We start from the raw sequence: 16,540 nt of genomic DNA on the forward strand, positions 1-16,540 counted from the left end.
CCGTCGTGAGCGGCTACGACGACCGGCCCTGGCTGTCCCTCTACGGCGGGCAGCCGGCCGACTACGACATCGAGTTCGCCGACGCGCTGTCGATGTTCCGCGCGGGCGTGGAGCGCGACCCCGACGGCGTCGCCCTGCAGTACTTCGACGGCGCCGTTCCCCGCCGGGAGCTCGACGAGACGACCGACGCGATGGCGGCCGGCCTGCTCGCCAACGGGTTCTCCCCCGGCGACCGGCTGGCGGTCTACCTGCAGAACGTGCCGCAGTTCGTCATGGCGATGGTGGCCACCTGGAAGGCCGGCGGCGTCATGGTGTCGATCAACCCCATGAGCCGGACGCGGGAGCTGTCCTACCTGCTCGCCGACTCCGGGGCGACGGTGCTGCTGTGCCTGGACACCCTCTACGACGAGGTCGCGCGCGACGTCGTCCCGGGCACCGACGTCCGGCTGGTGCTCACCACCAGCGGGCTGGACCTGCAGACCCGCGACGACGAGCGGCTGTTCGCCGGGGTCACCCGGCAGCGGCACGAGGGCACCACGGACCTGCTGGAGTTCGTCGAGCAGCACCGCGGGCAGACCCCGCCCGCGGCCGCGCTCGGGCCCGACGACGTCGCGTTCCTGACCTACACGTCGGGGACGACGGGCGTGCCCAAGGGGGCGATGAACACCCACCGCAACGTCTGCTTCACCGCGCAGGTCTACCGCGACTGGACCCACGCCGGCCGGGACGGCTCGATCTTCGGGATCGCTCCGCTGTTCCACATCACCGGCCTGATCGGGCACGTCGCGGTGAGCATGCTGGTGCCGCAGACGCTGGTGCTCGCCTACCGCTTCGAGCCGCAGGTGGTGCTCGACGCGTTCCTCGAGCACCGGCCGGCGTTCACCATCGGGGCGATCACCGCGTTCAGCGCGCTGCTCAACGCCCCGGGTTTCACCAAGGCGCACTTCGAGTCGTTCACGTCGATCTACTCCGGCGGCGCGGCGATCTCCCCGGCCGCCGAGCGCGGGTTCCTCGAGGCCACCGGCCGTCAGGTGCACAACGCCTACGGCCTCACGGAGACGACGTCGCCGATGACGGTGACGCCGTTCGGGTCGCCGTCGCCGGTGGACCCGACGTCGGGCGCGCTGTCGGTGGGCGTCCCGGCGCCGAACACGATCGTGCGGATCCAGGACGACGACGGCGCGGACGTGCCGCTGGGCGAGGTCGGCGAGATCGTGGCCGACGGCCCGCAGGTGGTGGCCGGCTACTGGGGCAAGCCCGAGGAGACGGCGGCCAACCTGCCCGGCGGGGCCCTGAAGAGCGGCGACGTCGGCTTCATGGACCCGCAGGGCTGGGTGTTCATCGTCGACCGCAAGAAGGACATGATCAACGCGTCGGGCTACAAGGTGTGGCCACGCGAGGTCGAGGACGTCCTGGCCGAGCACCCCGCCGTCCGGGAGTCCGCCGTCGTCGGCGTCCCGGACGAGAAGCGCGGGGAGACGGTCAAGGCGTTCGTCAGCCTCAAGCCGGGCGCGAGCGCGACGCCCGACGAGCTGATCGCGCACTGCCGGGAGCGGATGGCCGCCTACAAGTACCCGCGCAGCGTCGTGCTCCTCGACGAGCTGCCGAAGACGGTCACCGGCAAGATCCTGCGCCGCGAGCTGCGCGGGACGTGAGGTGCGGCCGGGCCCCCGCCGCGGCGGGGGCCCGGCCGGCCCCGCGCGGTCGATGCTGCACGGTCAGCTCCGCACGTTCTCCGTCCAGACGTCCCAGCCCAGCCGCGCGACGAGCGCGCTGACCACGACGAGGAAGACGGCGCGGATGAAGCCGGTGCCGCGGCTGGTCGCCGTCCGGGAGCCGAGGTAGCCGCCGACCACGTTGGCCGCGGCGAGCAGCAGCCCGAGCCCCCACACCACCGAGCCGTGCGGCACGAAGAACGTCAGCGCGCCGAGGTTCGTGGCGACGTTGACGATCTTCGCCTTGGCGCTGGCGTGCAGGAAGTCGTAGCCCAGCAGCGAGACCAGGGCGAACACGAGGAACGAGCCGGTGCCGGGGCCCAGCACGCCGTCGTAGAACCCGATGACCGCGCCGATCGCGAGCGCGGTGCCGGCGTGCCGGCGGCCCGTGTGCCGCAGCGCCGTCACCTCGCCGAGCGCGGGCCGGAACGCGGTGAACAGCGCGATCCCGACCAGCGCGACGACGATCACCGGCTTGAACACGCTCGCCGGCAGCAGCGCCGCCACCGACGCGCCGCCGAACGAGCCGGCCAGCGCGACCGCGGCCATGGGCAGCGCGGTGCGCAGGTCGGGGTGCACCCGGCGCTGGTAGGTGACCGCGCTGGTGGTGGTGCCGAACACCGAGGCGAGCTTGTTGGTGGCCAGCGCCTGCACCGGCGCCAGCCCCGGCACCAGCAGCAGCGCCGGCAGCTGGATGAGGCCCCCGCCGCCCACGACGGCGTCGACCCACCCCGCGGCCAGCGCCGCCACCAGCACCAGGGCCAGCAGCGACGGCGTCAGCCCCTCCGGGAGGAACCCCCCGCTCACCCGGCGCGCAGGCGCTCGGCGGTCATCTCCCGCACCTCGGCGTAGCGCTCGCGCACCCCCGGCGTCACGTCGGCCTCGTGCACCTCGGTGCCCGGCCGCGCCCACTCCGGCGGGGCGTCGGCGCCCGACAGCACCCAGGCCGCCTGGCGGGCTGCGCCGTCGGCCACGTACTCCCCCGGCGGCGGCACGAGCACCGGCACCCCGAGGACGGCCGGGGCGATCGCCCGCACCGCCTCCGAGCGGGCGCCGCCGCCGACCAGCAGCACCCGGCGGACCTCCGCCCCGGTGGCGCGGACGGCGTCGAGTCCGTCGGCCAGGCCGCACAGCAGCCCCTCGACCGCGGCGCGCGCGAGGTGCGCCGGGGTGGAGGTGCCGAGCGTCAGGCCGTGCAGGGCGCCGGTCGACGTCGGGCGGTCGGGCGTGCGCTCGCCCTCCAGGTAGGGCACCAGCGTCAGCCCGCCGGCGCCGGCCGGGGCCGACAGGGCGAGCCGGGACAGCTCGTCGTGGTCGACGCCCAGCAGCCGCGCGGTGGCGTCCAGGACGCGGGCGGCGTTGAGCGTGGCCACCAGCGGCAGGTAGCGGCCGGTGGCGTCGGCGAACCCGGCGACCGCGCCGGTCGCGTCGGCGGCCGGGACCTCCGACACGATCGACACGACGCCGGAGGTGCCCACCGACAGCACGACGTCGCCGGGCTCGGCGGCCAGGCCCAGCGCCGCTGCGGCGTTGTCGCCGGTGCCCGGGCCCAGCGTGGCGCCCGTGGTGGACGTGCCCGCGGACTCCGCGGGCCCGAGCACCCGCGGCAGCGCCGGGGTGCGGCCGAAGGCGCGCTCGAGCAGGTCGGGGCGGTACTCCCCCGTCGCCGCCGACCAGTAGCCGGTGCCGCTCGCATCGCCGCGGTCGGTGACCAGCGCGGCGAGGCCCGGCCGGCCGGCCAGCACCCAGGTCAGCCAGTCGTGCGGCAGGCAGACCGCGGCGGTGCGCTCCGCGTTGGCCGGCTCGTGCTCGGCCAGCCAGCGCAGCTTGGTGACGGTGAACGACGCCACCGGCACGAGACCGACGGCGTCGGCCCACGCCTGCGGGCCGCCGAGCTCACGGGTGAGGTCGGCGGCCGCGCCGGCGGAGCGGGTGTCGTTCCAGAGCAGGGCGTCCCGCACGACCGAGCCGTCCTCGTCGAGGCAGACCATGCCGTGCTGCTGGCCGCCGACGGCGACCGCGGCGACGTCGTCGAGACCGCCGGCCTGCGCCACCGCCTGCTCCAGCGCGGCCGCCCAGGCCGCGGGGGCCACCTCGGTGCCCTCGGGGTGCGGCGCCCGGCCCTCGCGGACGAGGGTGCCGGAGTCGGCGTCCCGGACGACGACCTTGCAGGCCTGGGTCGAGGTGTCGACCCCCGCGACCAGAGGCATCAGCGGGCGCCGAGGAGGTGCTCGACGGCCAGCTGCGACAGGCGGACCTGGCCGCCGCGGCGCGCACCGGCGGCGTCGGCGTCGAAGTCCTCGAACGCCGAGCGGTCGGCGAGCAGCTGCTCGTAGGACTCGCCGTCGCCGAGGGTCGGCTGCGCGAGCTCCGGCACGGCGGCGTCGGCGAGGGCCTCCTGGACCTCCGGGTCGGCGCGGAACGCGGCGGCCCGCTCCTTGAGCAGCAGGTAGGTGCGCATGTTGGCCGCGGCCGACTCCCAGACGCCCTTGAGGTCCTCGGTGCGCAGCGGCTTGTAGTCGAAGTGGCGGGGGCCGTCGTAGGCCGGGCCGCCGTTCGGGCCGCCGTGCTCGAGCAGGTCGACGGTGGCGAAGGCGCTGAGCACGTCGCCGTGGCCGAAGACCAGGTCCTGGTCGTACTTGATGCCGTGCTGGCCGTTGAGGTCGATGTGGAAGAGCTTGCCCTGCCACAGCGCCTGCGCGATGCCGTGCGTGTAGTTCAGGCCGGCCATCTGCTCGTGCCCGACCTCGGGGTTCACGCCCACCAGGTCGGCGTGCTGCAGGGTGGTGATGAAGGCGATCGCGTGCCCGATGGTGGGCAGGAAGATGTCGCCGCGGGGCTCGTTGGGCTTGGGCTCCAGGGCGAAGCGCAGGCCGTAGCCGCGGTCCTCGGAGTACTGGGCCAGGGTGTCGATGCCCTCGCGGTAGCGGTCCAGCGCCGCCGACAGGTCCTTGGCCCCGTCGACCTCGGCGCCCTCGCGGCCGCCCCACAGGACGTAGGTCTTGGCGCCGAGCTCGGCGGCCAGGTCCATGTTGCGCATGATCTTGCGCAGCGCGAACCGGCGGACGCCGCGGTCGTTGGCGGTGAGGCCGCCCTCCTTGAACACCGGGTGGGTGAACAGGTTGGTGGTGGCCATCGGCACGACGAGCCCGGTGTCGGCCAGCGCCTGCTTGAACCGCTCGATGATCTTCGTGCGCTCGGCGTCGCCGGTGCCGAAGGGGATCAGGTCGTCGTCGTGGAAGGTGACGCCGTAGGCGCCCATCTCCGCCAGCTTCTCGACGCTCTCCACCGGGTCGATCGCCGGGCGGGTGGCCTCGCCGAACGGGTCGCGGGCGTTCCAGCCCACGGTCCACAGACCGAAGCTGAACTTGTCCTCGCGGGTGGGCTGGTTCGCCATGGGGTTCCTTCCGCTGGGCACGGGGTGCTCGTCCGGGTGACGTGGGCCACCGCTTTTGTGCTGCCGTAGAACATAAACGACGGACGCCGCTAGCCTCAACCCGTGTCCGACGGCCGTACCCCCAGCGGTGCCCGGCAGTCGACCCTGCGCGCGACCAACCTGGGGCTGGTCCTGCGCGCCGTCTGCGCCGACCCCGGCGAGCTGTCCCGGGCCGGCGTCGCCGCGGCCCTCGGCACCACCCGGGGGACGGCGGCCCGGCTGGTCGACGACCTCGTCGCCGGCGGCCTGCTCGACGAGGTGGAGCGCGGGCCCGCCGCCCGCCGCGGCCGCCCCGCCACCCCCCTGGCGCCCGGCTCGCGGCCCGCGGGCCTGGGCATGCAGGTCGATGCCGGCCTGGTCGCCGTCCGGGTGCTCGACCTGCGCGGCCGGGTGCTCGCGGAGCGGCTGCGCGAGGAGGACCTGCGCGACAGCGACCCGGCCGCCGCGCTGTCGCTGCTGGGCGGGCTGGCCGCCGACGTGCTGGGCGCGCTGCCCGCGGGCACCCGCGTCGTCGGGGCGGGGCTGGCGCTGCCCGGCCTGGTCGACGCCGGCCGCGGGCTGCTGCTGCGCGCACCGAACCTGCGCTGGTCGCGGGTGTGCCCGGCCGAGCTGCTGGCCGGCGCGCTCCCGGCGGACCTGGTGCCGGCGCTGGGCAACGAGGCCGACCTGGCCGCGCGCAGCGTCGCCGAGGACGCGCCGGGGCGCCCCGGGCCGCACCGCGACTTCGTCTACCTGTCCGGCCAGATCGGCATCGGCGGCGCCGCGGTGCTGGGTGGGCGGGTGATGACCGGCAGCTCGGGCTGGGCCGGCGAGATCGGGCACGTCTGCGTCGACCCCGCCGGACCGGCGTGCCCGTGCGGGTCCACCGGCTGTCTGGAGCGCTACGCCGGCCGGCTGGCGCTGCTCGCCGCGGCCGGGGTGCCCGCCGACGCCGGCCCCGGCGAGCTGCGCACCCGCGCGGAGGCCGGCGACCCGGCCGCGCGGGCGGCGGTCGACGGCGCCGCGTGGGCGCTGGGCGTGGCCCTGGCCGGGGTGGTGAACGTCCTCGACATCCCGACCGTCGTGCTCGGCGGGCACCTCGCCGAGCTCACCGGCCTGCTGCGCCCGCGCCTGGAGGAGCACCTGGCCCGCCGGGTGCTGTCGGCCCGCTGGCGGCGGCCGGTGGTCGACGCCGGCGGTGCGGTGCCGGCCGCGGGGGCCACGGGCGCGGCGCTCCGGGCCCTCGACGCGGTGCTCGAGGACCCGGTGCGCTGGCTGCCGGCCTGAGCGGACCGGCCCCGGGGCTCAGCCCTGGTAGTTGACGTGCACGTGGTCGTAGTGGTTGGCGGTCACGCCGCCGCGGTCCTCCATGCGCGACCACGAGCCGCCCGGCGAGGACAGCATCCGCTGCTCCCAGATGAGGTAGTCGACGCCGAGCTCGGACCAGTGGTCGATGTGGTACTGCACGATCGCGTCGCCGAGGGCGGCGTCGGACATGACCATGTAGTCCAGCGCGAGGCCCGACGGGTGCCCGCCCGGGTCGGCCGCGCTGGGCCGGGTGCCGCCGAGGGTGATCGAGGCGGCGCCGGGCACGTTGCTCACCACGGCGTCGGCCGCGGCCTGCACCACCGACCGCACCGGGCCGGAGGTGTTGCTGATCCGGGCCACCCGGGAGGCGGTCGTCCCGGTGGCGGACGACGACGCCGACGACGAGGCGGACGACGAGGACGCGGACGACGACGCGGCGGCGGACTCCTGCTCGGCCTCCGCGGCGGCGGCCGCCTCGGCTGCGGCGGCCTCCGCGGCGGCGGCGGCCTCGGCGGCGACGCGGGCGGCCTCGGCCTCGGCGGCGAGCCGGGCGGCCTCGGCGGCCTGGGCGTCGCGGACGGCCTGGTCGGCGCCGGCCTGCGCCTGCTGGGCGGCGGTCTCGGCGGCCTCGCGGCTGCCGCGGCTCGCGGCGACCTGGCCGAGCTCCGCGATGTCCTGCGGCTGCACCGTCTGCGGCTCGGTGGCGGCGGGGCCGGTGGCGGCCGACAGCCCGAGCGCCTGGGCGACGCTCAGCGACTCCGACGTGCCGGCCTGCGCCTCGGCGGCCGGGTCGGGGGTGAGCAGCAGGTTGGCGGCCAGCGCGCCGGCCGCGGCGACGCCGAGCAGCAGCCCGGGGCGGCGGACGGCGGAGCGGCGGGCGGCGGGGCGGGCGGCGCGGCGGGCGGTCCGGCCGGCGCCGCGGGGCGCGGCGGGGACGGCGATCTCCGCGGTGGGGGCGGCCGGCTCCGGCGTGCGGATCTCGGCGGTGGGGGCGTCCATGCGGGGCTGTGCTCCAGGGGTGCGGCCACGCGGCCCGGTGGCGGGCACGGCGTGGCGGATGTGCGGGCGGCTCCGGCGGTCCGCGAGACGCGGTCGGCCGGCGACCGGCGTCCGGGCGGGGCCGGGCGGTCGCGGGACCGGCGTCGGGGACGGCCGGGGCGGTCAGATCCGGGGGCGCACCCCGGTGCGGCGGAGCCGGCGCGGGGGTGGTGCGGTCGTGCTGAGGGCGCGCGCCATCCGGCGGCTCTCCGTTCTCCCGATGGCCGCCTACCGGGTCAGCTGACGGGTTCGGGCGGGAAGCAGCCCTACCTGCGGGCGGACGGTGTCCGGCCCCGCGGGATTCACCCCAGTGGTGCGGTGGGTCCCCGGCTCGCCCCGGAGGGCGACTCGGCGGCATCCGCCCGGACTCCCCGGACGGGGACGTGACGACCGGTCGGACGGCGCCACGGTAGACGTCGTTATCGCCCCGTGACAATCTCGCGCCGGTCCGGCGTGACGAGTGTCGCGCGCGTCGTCGGCGTGTCGCCTCGCGTCCCGCGGACCCAGCCCTCGGGCTCAGCCCTCGTCGGGCTCGTTCTCGTCCGGCTCGTTCTCGTCCGGCTCGTTCTCGTCCGGCTCGTTCTCGTCCGACTCGTTCTCGTCGGGCTCGTTCTGGTCCTCGCCGCTGGAGCCGCCAGAGCCGCCCTCGTCCTGCTCGACACCGTCCCCGCCGCCTCCGCCGCCGCCCTCGCCCCCACAGGCGGCGGTGACCGGGACGAGGGCCGCGAGGGCCAGACCGACCAGGGCCGCGCGCAGGCGCGCGACCCCCCGGCGCTGCAGCGACACGGGATCCTCCTCGTTCAGCCGAGCAGACGGCGCAGGCAGTCGGCCTGCGTGCGCACCGACCAGACGGCCAGCCGGGCGGGCAGCGTGACGGCGGACCGGGCCACCCGGACGCCGAAGGCGAGGAGGTCGGCGTACTCGGCCGGGCGGGGCGCCGCCGCCCGGGGAGTCGCCGCGCGCGGGGACGCGGGGGCCGGCTCGGGCTCGTCGTCGCCGGGGTCCGCGTCGTCCTCCGGGGCGCCCGCGGCCCCGGCGTCCGGTGCGGCCGCGCCCCGGGCCTCGACGGGGGCCCCGACCTGGGCATCGGCCTGGGCCTCGGGCGGCGCCTCGGGCACCAGCAGGTCGAAGGCGGTGCGCCGGCGGGGGTCGCGCAGCGAGGCGAAGGACGGGATCTCGGGCGAGGCGGGCCCGCCGTCGTCCTCGGAGGGCAGCGGCAGCTGCGCCGGCGGCTCGGGCACGACGCGGCGGATGGCGGTCACCAGCCCCGGCCCGAGGCCCGGCACGGCGGCGAGTTCCCGGCGGGACAGGCCGGCGAGCGCGGCGACGTCGGTGATGCCGGCGCGGGTCAGCGCGGTGACCGCGCGGGTGGGCAGGTCCAGCGTCGCGATCGTCCCCGCCGGCGCGCCCGGCGACCTGGTCGGCATGGCGGAGGACCCTAGTCGGCGCCGGTCAGCCGGCCGCACCGGTGTCCGGGCCGGGCGTACCCGCCGACGACGGACCGGACGGGCCCGCCGACGGGGCGGACGACGAGCCCGGGGACCCCGGCGACGTCGGCGCGGGGGCCTCCGGCTCCGACGGCGCGGGCTCCGACGGCGCGGGCTCCACCGGCTCGGACGACTCCGGTGCCGTCGGCGCCGGGGCCTCCGGCTGGGTCGGCGAGGGCTCCACCGGGTCCGAGGGGGCGGGAGCGGACTCCTCCGGCGCCGGCGCCGACTCCCCCGGCGCCGACCCGGCCGGCGCGGACTCCCCGGCCCCCGACGGCGCGGTGCCGGTGTCCGCCGGCTGCGACGGGGCGGGCCCCGGCGGCGTGGTCGCGGACGGGGCCGCCGGCGCGGTCGCCGACCCGCTGCCCGGGGCGGCGGTGTCCGACGGCGCCGGCTCCCGCGCCGGTGCGGTGTCCTCGGCGGGCGCCGGCCCGGCCGGGGACCCGGCGGCGGGCGGTGCGGCCGCGACGGACAGGGTGACGCGGTCGCCGGCCCGCAGCGGGACGCCGACGGGGTCGAGCGCCGCGACGGTGCCCGGCGCGACCGCCGTCGTCTGCTCGGTCTCCCGGGAGACGGTGAGGCCGAGGGCGGTGAGGTCGGCGGCGACGTCCTCGACCGGCCGGCCCACGTGGTCGCCGGCGGTCAGCACGACCGACGAGGCCGCGGCGGCGCTCCCGCCCGACGGCGTCGAGGACTCGGCGGCCTGCGCCGGGGCCTGCCCGCCGCCGGAGCCGCCGGGCCACAGCACCACGGCGAGCAGGCCGGCGAGCACCAGCGCGAGGACCGGCGCCAGCAGCAGGACGCCGCGGCGCCGGCTGGGCGGCTCCCGCACGTCGTCGCCGGCCGGCAGGAGGGCGGGCACCGGGCTGGTCGGCGGGCCCGCCCCGACGGCGGTCGAGCCGGAGGTCTCCTCGATGGTCTCCTGCACCGCGGTGAGGAAGGCGTCGGCGTCGGCCGGCCGCTCGGCGGGGTCCTTCACCAGCGCCGCGCCGATGAGGGAGCGCACGACCGGCGGCACGTCCTCGGGCAGCGGCTCGGGCTGCTCGCGCACCTGCTTGAGCGCCACGGCGACCGGGTTGGTGCCCTCGAAGGGCGCGTGGCCGGTGAGCGACTCGTAGCCGACCAGGCCGAGCGCGTAGACGTCGCTGGCCGGGCTGACCCGCCCGCCGGCGGCCTGCTCCGGCGACATGTAGCGCGCGGTGCCGATGACCTGCCCGGTGCCGGTGAGCGGCACGCTCTCGGCCGACCAGGCGATGCCGAAGTCGGTGAGCTTCACCCCGCCGTCGGGACGCACGAGGATGTTGGCCGGCTTGACGTCGCGGTGCACGAGGCCCGCGCGGTGCGCCTCGGCGAGGCCGGCCGCCGTCTGCTCGAGCACGGACAGGGCGGCGCCGGGCTCCAGCGGGCCGTCGGCCGACAGCAGCGCCGACAGCGGCGCCCCCTCGACCAGCTCCATCACCAGGTAGGCGAGGGACTCGCCGGTGTCGGCGTCGCGGGTCTCCCCGTAGTCGAGGACCGCGGCGATGTTCGGGTGGCTCAGCGCGGCGGCGTGCCGGGCCTCGCAGCGGAAGCGCTCGAGGAACACCGGGTCGTCGGCGTACTCGCTGCGCAGGACCTTGACCGCGACCGGCCGCTCCAGCAGCACGTCGCGGCCGCGCCACACCTGGCCCATGCCGCCGCTGGCGATCGGCTCCTGCAGCTCGTAGCGGTCCCCCAGCGTCTGCCGCCCGGTGCCCAGCGAGGTCACGTCCCGTGCTCCGTCCCGTCCGCGTGCGCGGGCCAGCTGCCCGCCTCCGTCGACTCCCCCCGGGAGCGGCCCGGCGACGGCGATGCCGCCGCGAGCGCTCCAGGAGGGGTGCCCGGACCGCACCGTCCCCAACCACCGACCCCGGTCACAGGCCTCGACCACCCGGGTGGCCCGAGCGGGAGAGGGCTCGCCCCGGAGCCCTCCGTCCGCCACGATCCGCACAGTTCCGCGGCAACGGCGCCGCGGCCGTCCCGGAGGTCGCCCATGGACTCGGCACTCGGCACCGTCGCCCTGCCCGCCGCGCTGGCGGTGATCATGTTCGGCCTCGGGCTGTCGCTGACCGTCGACGACTTCGCCCGGGTCACCCGCCGCCCGAAGGCGGCCGTCGTCGCCCTGGGGCTGCAGGTGCTCGTGCTGCCCGCGCTGTGCTTCGGGCTGGTGGCGCTCGCCGGGCTGGAGCCGGTGCTCGCCGTCGGCATGGTGCTGCTCGCCGCCTCCCCCGGCGGCACGACGGCCAACCTGTTCAGCCACCTGTTCCGCGGCGACGTCGCGCTCAACGTCTCGCTGACGGCGGTCAACTCGCTGCTCGCCGTCGTCACGCTGCCGCTGCTGACCAACCTCGCGGTCACCGTCTTCGACCCGGCCGGCGCCGAGTCGATCGGCCTGCAGTTCGGCAAGACGCTGCAGGTGTTCGCCGTCGTCCTGGTGCCGGTGGCGCTGGGCATGCTCGTGCGGCGCGCGGCCCCGGCCTTCGCCGACCGCATGGACCGCCCGGTGCGCGTCCTGTCGGCCGTGGTGCTCGCCCTGGTCATCGTCGGCACCGTGCTGGCCGAGCGGGAGGACGTCGGCGACTACCTGCGCCAGGTCGGCCTCGTGGCGCTCGCCTTCTGCCTGCTGAGCCTGCTGCTCGGGTTCGCGGTGCCGCGCGCGCTGGGCATCGGCCACCGCCAGGCGGTCGCCTGCTGCTTCGAGATCGGCGTGCACAACAGCACGCTGGCCATCGCGGTGGCGATCAGCGTGCTCGGCAGCGTGGAGCTCGCGATCCCGGCCGCCGTCTACGGGGTGCTGATGTTCCCGGTGGCGGCGGTGGTCGGCTGGCTGGTCAGCCGGCGGGCCCCCGACCGGGAGGCGCAGCCGGCCTGAGCGGTCAGCCCCCCGGGCCGCGCCAGCGCAGCACCTCCAGCGCCGCCGCGACGCCGAGGACGTTGTCGGCCAGCGGGCGGGGCAGCAGCTCCTCGGCGCGCGCCAGCCGGCGCAGCACGGTGTTGCGGTGGGTCCACAGCCGCTCGGCGGTACGGGAGGCGTTGCCCAGCTCCTGCACGTAGGTGTGCACCGTCCGGCGCACCTCGGCGTCGGCGGTGAGCAGCCCGCCGAGGGTGTCGGCGAGGAACTCGTCGACGGCGGCCGGCTCGGCGGTGAGCAGCGCGACGAGCTGCACGTCCTCGTAGCGGGCGGCCTGCTGCGGCGAGGTCAGCCGGGCGAGCATCCGCTGGGTGGTCGCGGCGTCGAGGTGGCTGCGCCGGAAGCCCTCGACGTCGCGGCCGGGCCGGCCGACGGCGACCCGCACGCCCGGCGTCCCCGCCAGCGACGCCGTCAGGTCGGCCACCCGCGGCGCGGTGCCCACCGGCAGCCACACCCACAGCGCCGCGGCGCTGGCCACCACGGTCAGCCGCCGCGGCGCCCCGGCCGCGCGGGTGAGCGCCTCGGCCGCGGCCTCCAGGTCCTCGGGCCCGGCGGTGCCGGATCCCGACCAGACGACGGCGGCGGTGTGCGGGCCGGTGAGCCCGTAGCCGAGCTGGGCCTCCGCGCGGGCGCGGGCGATCGGCGCGCCCTCCAGCAGCAGCGCCACCGTGGCCCGGCGCTCGGCGTGCCCGCCGCGGGTGAGCTCGGCGCGCTCGGCCACCATCCGCTCGGAGACGGCGGCGACCATGTCGTCGATGAACGCGGTGATCGACAGCGCCGAGACGTCGAGCAGCTCGCGCAGCTCCGCCGGGTCGGCCGTGAGCTGGAAGCAGATCTCCATCCACCGCCGCCAGGCCACGCCCTGGGCGGTCCGGTAGGCGTCCAGCCCGCTCTGGTCCAGCCCGCGGCGCACCAGGTCGCGGGAGGCCTCGAGCACCTCCGGGCCGAGGTTGGCCGGCACCCGGCGGCCCGGGTGCTGCACGTTGGCCGCCGCCCAGTGCAGCAGGTTGGCCAGGTTCGCCCGCCGGGTCGCCTCGGCGAGCACCGGGTCCTCGGCCACCGGGCGCATCCGGTCGCTGCCGAGCGCCGCCGCGTGCAGCTCCTCGATCCACTCGGCCCGGGGATCCAGCGCCGCCTCCGCACCGCGCCGGAAGAGCTCCCGGGTGCGCTCGGACACCCGGGGCCAGTCGTCGCTCACCGGTGCATCGTGCACCACGCGGCCCATGACGGGGTGCACGTCGTCCTAGCGGGCGGTGGCCTGCGCCACGGATGGTCGGTACCAGGCACACGTCCGTCCCCGGGGAGAGCCACCGCATGACCACCAGCCAGCCACCGCTGCAGACGCCGGTCGAGCACCTCGACGTGCTGATCGTCGGCGCCGGGATCTCCGGCATCGGCGCCGGCCGGTACCTGACCACGGAGCTGCCGGCGAAGAGCTTCGCGATCCTCGAGGCCCGCGGCGCCTCGGGCGGCACCTGGGACCTGTTCCGCTACCCCGGCATCCGCTCGGACTCCGACCTGTCGACGTTCGGGTACGAGTTCAAGCCGTGGCGCGACCGGCAGTCGATCGCCGACGCCCCCAAGATCCTCGCCTACCTGCGCGAGACGGCCACCGAGAACGGCCTCGACGAGCGGATCCGCTACCACCACCGGGTGCTGGCGGTGTCCTGGTCGAGCGCCGACGCCCGGTGGACGGTCGACGTCGAGCGCACCGACACCGGCGAGCGGCTGCGGCTCACCGCCGGTTGGGTGTTCTGCGCCGGCGGCTACTACCGCTACGACGAGGGCTTCACGCCGGTGTTCGAGGGCCGCGACCGGTTCCGCGGCGAGATCGTGCACCCGCAGTTCTGGCCCGAGGACCTCGACCTGACCGGCAAGCGGGTCGTCGTCGTCGGCAGCGGCGCGACCGCCGTGACGATCGTGCCGGCCATCGCGGGCACCGCCGCGCACGTGACGATGCTGCAGCGCACGCCCACCTACGTGCTGCCCGTCCCCCGCGAGGACCCGATCGCGGCGCGGCTGCGGCGCTGGTTCGGCGACGAGCGCGCGCACGCGCTCGTCCGCCGCAAGAACATCGCCCAGCAGCGCGCCATCTACCGGTTCGCGCAGAAGCACCCGAAGGCCGCCCGCAAGGCGATCCGATGGGTCAACACCAAGCAGCTCCCCGCGGGCTTCGACGTCGACACGCACTTCAACCCGCCCTACGACCCGTGGGACCAGCGGCTGTGCGCCGTCCCCAACGGCGACCTGTTCCGCGCGATCCGCGAGGGGCAGGCGGACGTCGTCACCGACCGGATCGCGACCTTCGACGAGACCGGCATCCGGCTCGCCTCGGGCGGGCACCTCGACGCCGACGTGATCGTCACCGCGACCGGCCTGTCGGTGCAGGCGTTCGGCGGGGTCGCGATCACGGTCGACGGCGAGCCGGTGACGCTGTCGGACACCGTCGCCTACAAGGGCATGATGCTGTCCGGGGTGCCCAACCTGGCCTTCGCGATCGGCTACACCAACTCGTCCTGGACGCTGAAGATCGGGTTGCTCTGCGAGCACTTCGTCCGGCTGCTGCGCCACATGGACGAGCGCGGCCTCGACACCGCGCGGCCGGTCCTCGCCGACCCGGGCATGCCCACCCGGCCCTTCCTCGACTTCGCCGCCGGCTACATCCAGCGCGCGGTCGCCCAGCTGCCCCGCCAGGGGGACCGCATGCCGTGGCTGACCTCGATGGACTACTCCGACGACGTCAAGCTGCTCCGGGCCGACAGCGTGGTCGACCCGGAGCTCCGGCTCACCTCCTCGCGCGACCGCCTGACGCGGCCGGCCGCGGCGGTGGGCGCGTGACCGCCACCGAGGCGCCCCGCGCCACCGAGGACGACCTCTTCGCCGACCTGCCGGCCGGCCCGCGGATCTGCCACCGCCTCGACGGTCCCGAGGACGGCGAGCCGCTGCTGCTGGTCGCCGGCCTCGGGCTGGACCTCACCTCGTGGCCGCGGCGGATGGTCGACGGGTTCGCCGCCCGCGGCTTCCGCGTGGTCCGGCTGGACAACCGCGACGCCGGCCGGTCCAGCCGGATCGCCACCCCGCCGCCCGGGCGCACCCGCCAGTTGCTGGCCCGCCCGCGCCCCGACGCCTACGACCTCACCGACATGGCCGCCGACACCGTCGGCCTGCTCGACGCCCTCGGCATCGCCCGCGTGCACCTGGTCGGCATGTCGATGGGCGGGATGATCAGCCAGGTGGTCGCGGCCCGGCACCCGCACCGGGTGGCCAGCCTGACGTCGATCTTCTCCACCACCGGGCACCGCCGGGTGGGCCAGCCGGCCCGCTCGACGATCCTGCGGCTCGCGAAGGCCGCGCCGCGCACCGTCGAGGAGTCCGTCGAGCGGCACCTGGCGATGCTGGCGCACATCGGCGGTCCCGGCTTCCCGCCCGACGACGACCTCGAGCGCGCCTGGGCCACCGCGGTGTGGGAGCGCGTCGGCGGCGCCCGGTCGCAGGAGGTGGCCCGCCAGATCGGCGCCATCCAGGCCTCCGGCGACCGCACGCCGGAGCTCGCCGGCATCACCGCCCCGACGCTGGTGGTGCACGGCGACGTCGACCGGATGGTCCACCCCAGCGGCGGGCGGGCCACCGCCGACGCCATCGCCGGCGCCCGGCACGTGGAGATCCCCGGTATGGGCCACCACCTGGCGCCCGGGGTCGTCGACCGGCTCGTCGAGCTCACCACCGACCTCGCCCGCGGAGCGGGCCGCACCGACACCGCCCGGAGTGCGGGCGCCCAGCGAACGGGAGAGAACCGATGAGCAGCGTGCGCGGCAAGGTCGCCGTCGTCACCGGCGCCGGGTCCGGCATCGGCCGGCAGCTGGCCTTCGAGCTGGCGAAGCGGGGCGCGCGCCTCGCGCTGTCCGACGTCGACGAGCTCGGCCTCGGCCAGACCGCCGACCGGGCGAAGGCGCTGGGCGCCCAGGTGCACACCGCCCGCGTCGACGTCAGCGACCGGGACGCCGTGGTCGCGTACGCCGACGCGGTGGCCGCCCACTTCGGCGTGGTGCACCAGGTCTACAACAACGCCGGCATCTCCGGCGGCGGCCGCTCGGTGCTCGACACCGAGTGGGAGACCTACGACCGCACGGTCGGGGTCAACCTGTTCGGCGTCATCCACGGCACGAAGGCGTTCCTGCCGCACCTCGTCGCGTCCGGCGACGGGCACGTGGTGAACGTGTCGAGCCTCAACGGGTTCATGGCGCAGCCGACGCTGTCGGCGTACTGCGCGAGCAAGTTCGCCGTGCGCGGGTTCACCGAGGTGGTGCGCAGCGAGATGGTCGCCGGCGGCCACCCGGTGCAGGTGACCGTGGTGCACCCGGGCGGGGTGAAGACCAACATCGCCTCGTCGACGGCCCGGGAGGCGCAGGCGCAGGGCATCGAGCTGTCGGCCGCCGAGGTCGCCCGCCAGCGGGTGTACGACGAGAAGCTGCTGAAGATGCCGGCCGAGCAGGCGGCGCGAATCGTCGTCGACGGCGTCGAGGCCGGGAAGCCGCGGGTGCGGGTGGGCAGGGACGCCGTGCTCGTCGACCGGCTGGTGCGCCTGCTGCCGGCGCGCTACCCGGTGCTGGCGGCCTGGTACGACCGCAAGCTGTTCGGCAGCCGCTGA

At 76.7% G+C, this 16,540-nt stretch carries 14 protein-coding genes and 1 riboswitch; of the genes, 6 read left to right on the forward strand and 8 right to left on the reverse strand.

All coding sequences use genetic code 11. The annotated features are described in order from the left end of the window. Nucleotides 1–5 precede the first annotated feature (5 nt). Entirely contained in the window at nucleotides 6–1,655 is a 1,650-nt protein-coding gene (locus ACI78R_RS10225) for an AMP-binding protein (protein WP_073420008.1), read from the forward strand. A 63-nt stretch (nucleotides 1,656–1,718) separates the two neighbouring features. Here ACI78R_RS10225 and ACI78R_RS10230 read toward each other — a convergent pair whose 3' ends face one another. Genes ACI78R_RS10230 through xylA form a run of 3 tightly spaced genes read right to left on the reverse strand, consistent with a single transcriptional unit; the run spans nucleotide 1,719 to nucleotide 5,133 of the window. Then, complete coding sequence (locus tag ACI78R_RS10230; protein ID WP_457040631.1) at nucleotides 1,719–2,522, reverse strand: sulfite exporter TauE/SafE family protein; 804 nt, start codon at nucleotides 2,520–2,522, stop codon at nucleotides 1,719–1,721. Continuing rightward, nucleotides 2,519–3,925, reverse strand: coding sequence for a xylulokinase (xylB, locus tag ACI78R_RS10235; protein WP_457040632.1), 1,407 nt, complete (start codon nucleotides 3,923–3,925; stop codon nucleotides 2,519–2,521). Before xylB ends, ACI78R_RS10230 begins: the two co-directional genes overlap by 4 nt. Further along, nucleotides 3,925–5,133 (reverse strand): xylose isomerase, encoded by a 1,209-nt coding sequence (gene xylA, locus ACI78R_RS10240; RefSeq protein WP_457040633.1) that lies wholly within the window; start codon nucleotides 5,131–5,133, stop codon nucleotides 3,925–3,927. The genes xylB and xylA overlap by 1 nt, the downstream gene beginning before the upstream one ends. An 81-nt stretch (nucleotides 5,134–5,214) precedes the next feature. Here xylA and ACI78R_RS10245 point away from each other — a divergent pair, with 81 nt between their 5' ends. Further along, nucleotides 5,215–6,417 (forward strand): ROK family transcriptional regulator, encoded by a 1,203-nt coding sequence (locus tag ACI78R_RS10245; RefSeq protein ID WP_457040634.1) that lies wholly within the window; start codon nucleotides 5,215–5,217, stop codon nucleotides 6,415–6,417. A gap of 18 nt (nucleotides 6,418–6,435) precedes the next feature. On the opposite strand, the gene ACI78R_RS10250 is transcribed toward ACI78R_RS10245, so the two are convergent. From ACI78R_RS10250 to ACI78R_RS10265, 4 genes are all read right to left on the reverse strand, one after another. Then, nucleotides 6,436–7,437, reverse strand: coding sequence for a hypothetical protein (locus tag ACI78R_RS10250; protein ID WP_457040635.1), 1,002 nt, complete (start codon nucleotides 7,435–7,437; stop codon nucleotides 6,436–6,438). Between the two features lie 248 nt (nucleotides 7,438–7,685). Further along, a riboswitch (cyclic di-AMP (ydaO/yuaA leader) is annotated at nucleotides 7,686–7,840 on the reverse strand. Between the two features lie 152 nt (nucleotides 7,841–7,992). Then, nucleotides 7,993–8,262: a hypothetical protein gene (locus ACI78R_RS10255; protein ID WP_457040636.1), complete on the reverse strand. Its 270-nt coding sequence runs from the start codon at nucleotides 8,260–8,262 to the stop codon at nucleotides 7,993–7,995. Nucleotides 8,263–8,276: 14 nt separating this feature from the next. Continuing rightward, complete coding sequence (locus ACI78R_RS10260; RefSeq protein ID WP_457040637.1) at nucleotides 8,277–8,903, reverse strand: DNA-directed RNA polymerase subunit alpha C-terminal domain-containing protein; 627 nt, start codon at nucleotides 8,901–8,903, stop codon at nucleotides 8,277–8,279. Nucleotides 8,904–8,928: 25 nt separating this feature from the next. Further along, on the reverse strand, nucleotides 8,929–10,710 hold the full coding sequence (locus tag ACI78R_RS10265; RefSeq protein ID WP_457040638.1) for a protein kinase domain-containing protein: 1,782 nt from the start codon (nucleotides 10,708–10,710) through the stop codon (nucleotides 8,929–8,931). A gap of 264 nt (nucleotides 10,711–10,974) precedes the next feature. Here ACI78R_RS10265 and ACI78R_RS10270 point away from each other — a divergent pair, with 264 nt between their 5' ends. Next, nucleotides 10,975–11,853: a bile acid:sodium symporter family protein gene (locus ACI78R_RS10270; RefSeq protein WP_457040639.1), complete on the forward strand. Its 879-nt coding sequence runs from the start codon at nucleotides 10,975–10,977 to the stop codon at nucleotides 11,851–11,853. A 4-nt stretch (nucleotides 11,854–11,857) separates the two neighbouring features. On the opposite strand, the gene ACI78R_RS10275 is transcribed toward ACI78R_RS10270, so the two are convergent. Continuing rightward, complete coding sequence (locus ACI78R_RS10275; protein ID WP_457040640.1) at nucleotides 11,858–13,090, reverse strand: PucR family transcriptional regulator; 1,233 nt, start codon at nucleotides 13,088–13,090, stop codon at nucleotides 11,858–11,860. Between the two features lie 116 nt (nucleotides 13,091–13,206). Between ACI78R_RS10275 and ACI78R_RS10280 the strand changes: the two genes are divergently transcribed. Genes ACI78R_RS10280 through ACI78R_RS10290 form a run of 3 tightly spaced genes read left to right on the forward strand, consistent with a single transcriptional unit; the run spans nucleotide 13,207 to nucleotide 16,540 of the window. Next, entirely contained in the window at nucleotides 13,207–14,730 is a 1,524-nt protein-coding gene (locus ACI78R_RS10280; protein ID WP_457040641.1) for a flavin-containing monooxygenase, read from the forward strand. Continuing rightward, complete coding sequence (locus tag ACI78R_RS10285) at nucleotides 14,727–15,692, forward strand: alpha/beta fold hydrolase (RefSeq protein WP_457040642.1); 966 nt, start codon at nucleotides 14,727–14,729, stop codon at nucleotides 15,690–15,692. The genes ACI78R_RS10280 and ACI78R_RS10285 overlap by 4 nt, the downstream gene beginning before the upstream one ends. Next, complete coding sequence (locus ACI78R_RS10290) at nucleotides 15,689–16,540, forward strand: SDR family NAD(P)-dependent oxidoreductase (protein ID WP_457040643.1); 852 nt, start codon at nucleotides 15,689–15,691, stop codon at nucleotides 16,538–16,540. Before ACI78R_RS10285 ends, ACI78R_RS10290 begins: the two co-directional genes overlap by 4 nt.

The organism is Geodermatophilus sp. SYSU D01106, assembly GCF_054049995.1.

Coding starts and splice junctions, on each gene's coding strand:
- ACI78R_RS10250 (WP_457040635.1), bottom strand. CDS start 7,437: ATGGACGCCCCCACCGCCGAGATCCGCACGCCGGAGCCGGCCGCCCCC.
- ACI78R_RS10270 (WP_457040639.1), top strand. CDS start 10,975: ATGGACTCGGCACTCGGCACCGTCGCCCTGCCCGCCGCGCTGGCGGTG.
- ACI78R_RS10260 (WP_457040637.1), bottom strand. CDS start 8,903: ATGCCGACCAGGTCGCCGGGCGCGCCGGCGGGGACGATCGCGACGCTG.
- ACI78R_RS10280 (WP_457040641.1), top strand. CDS start 13,207: ATGACCACCAGCCAGCCACCGCTGCAGACGCCGGTCGAGCACCTCGAC.
- xylB (WP_457040632.1), bottom strand. CDS start 3,925: ATGCCTCTGGTCGCGGGGGTCGACACCTCGACCCAGGCCTGCAAGGTC.
- ACI78R_RS10290 (WP_457040643.1), top strand. CDS start 15,689: ATGAGCAGCGTGCGCGGCAAGGTCGCCGTCGTCACCGGCGCCGGGTCC.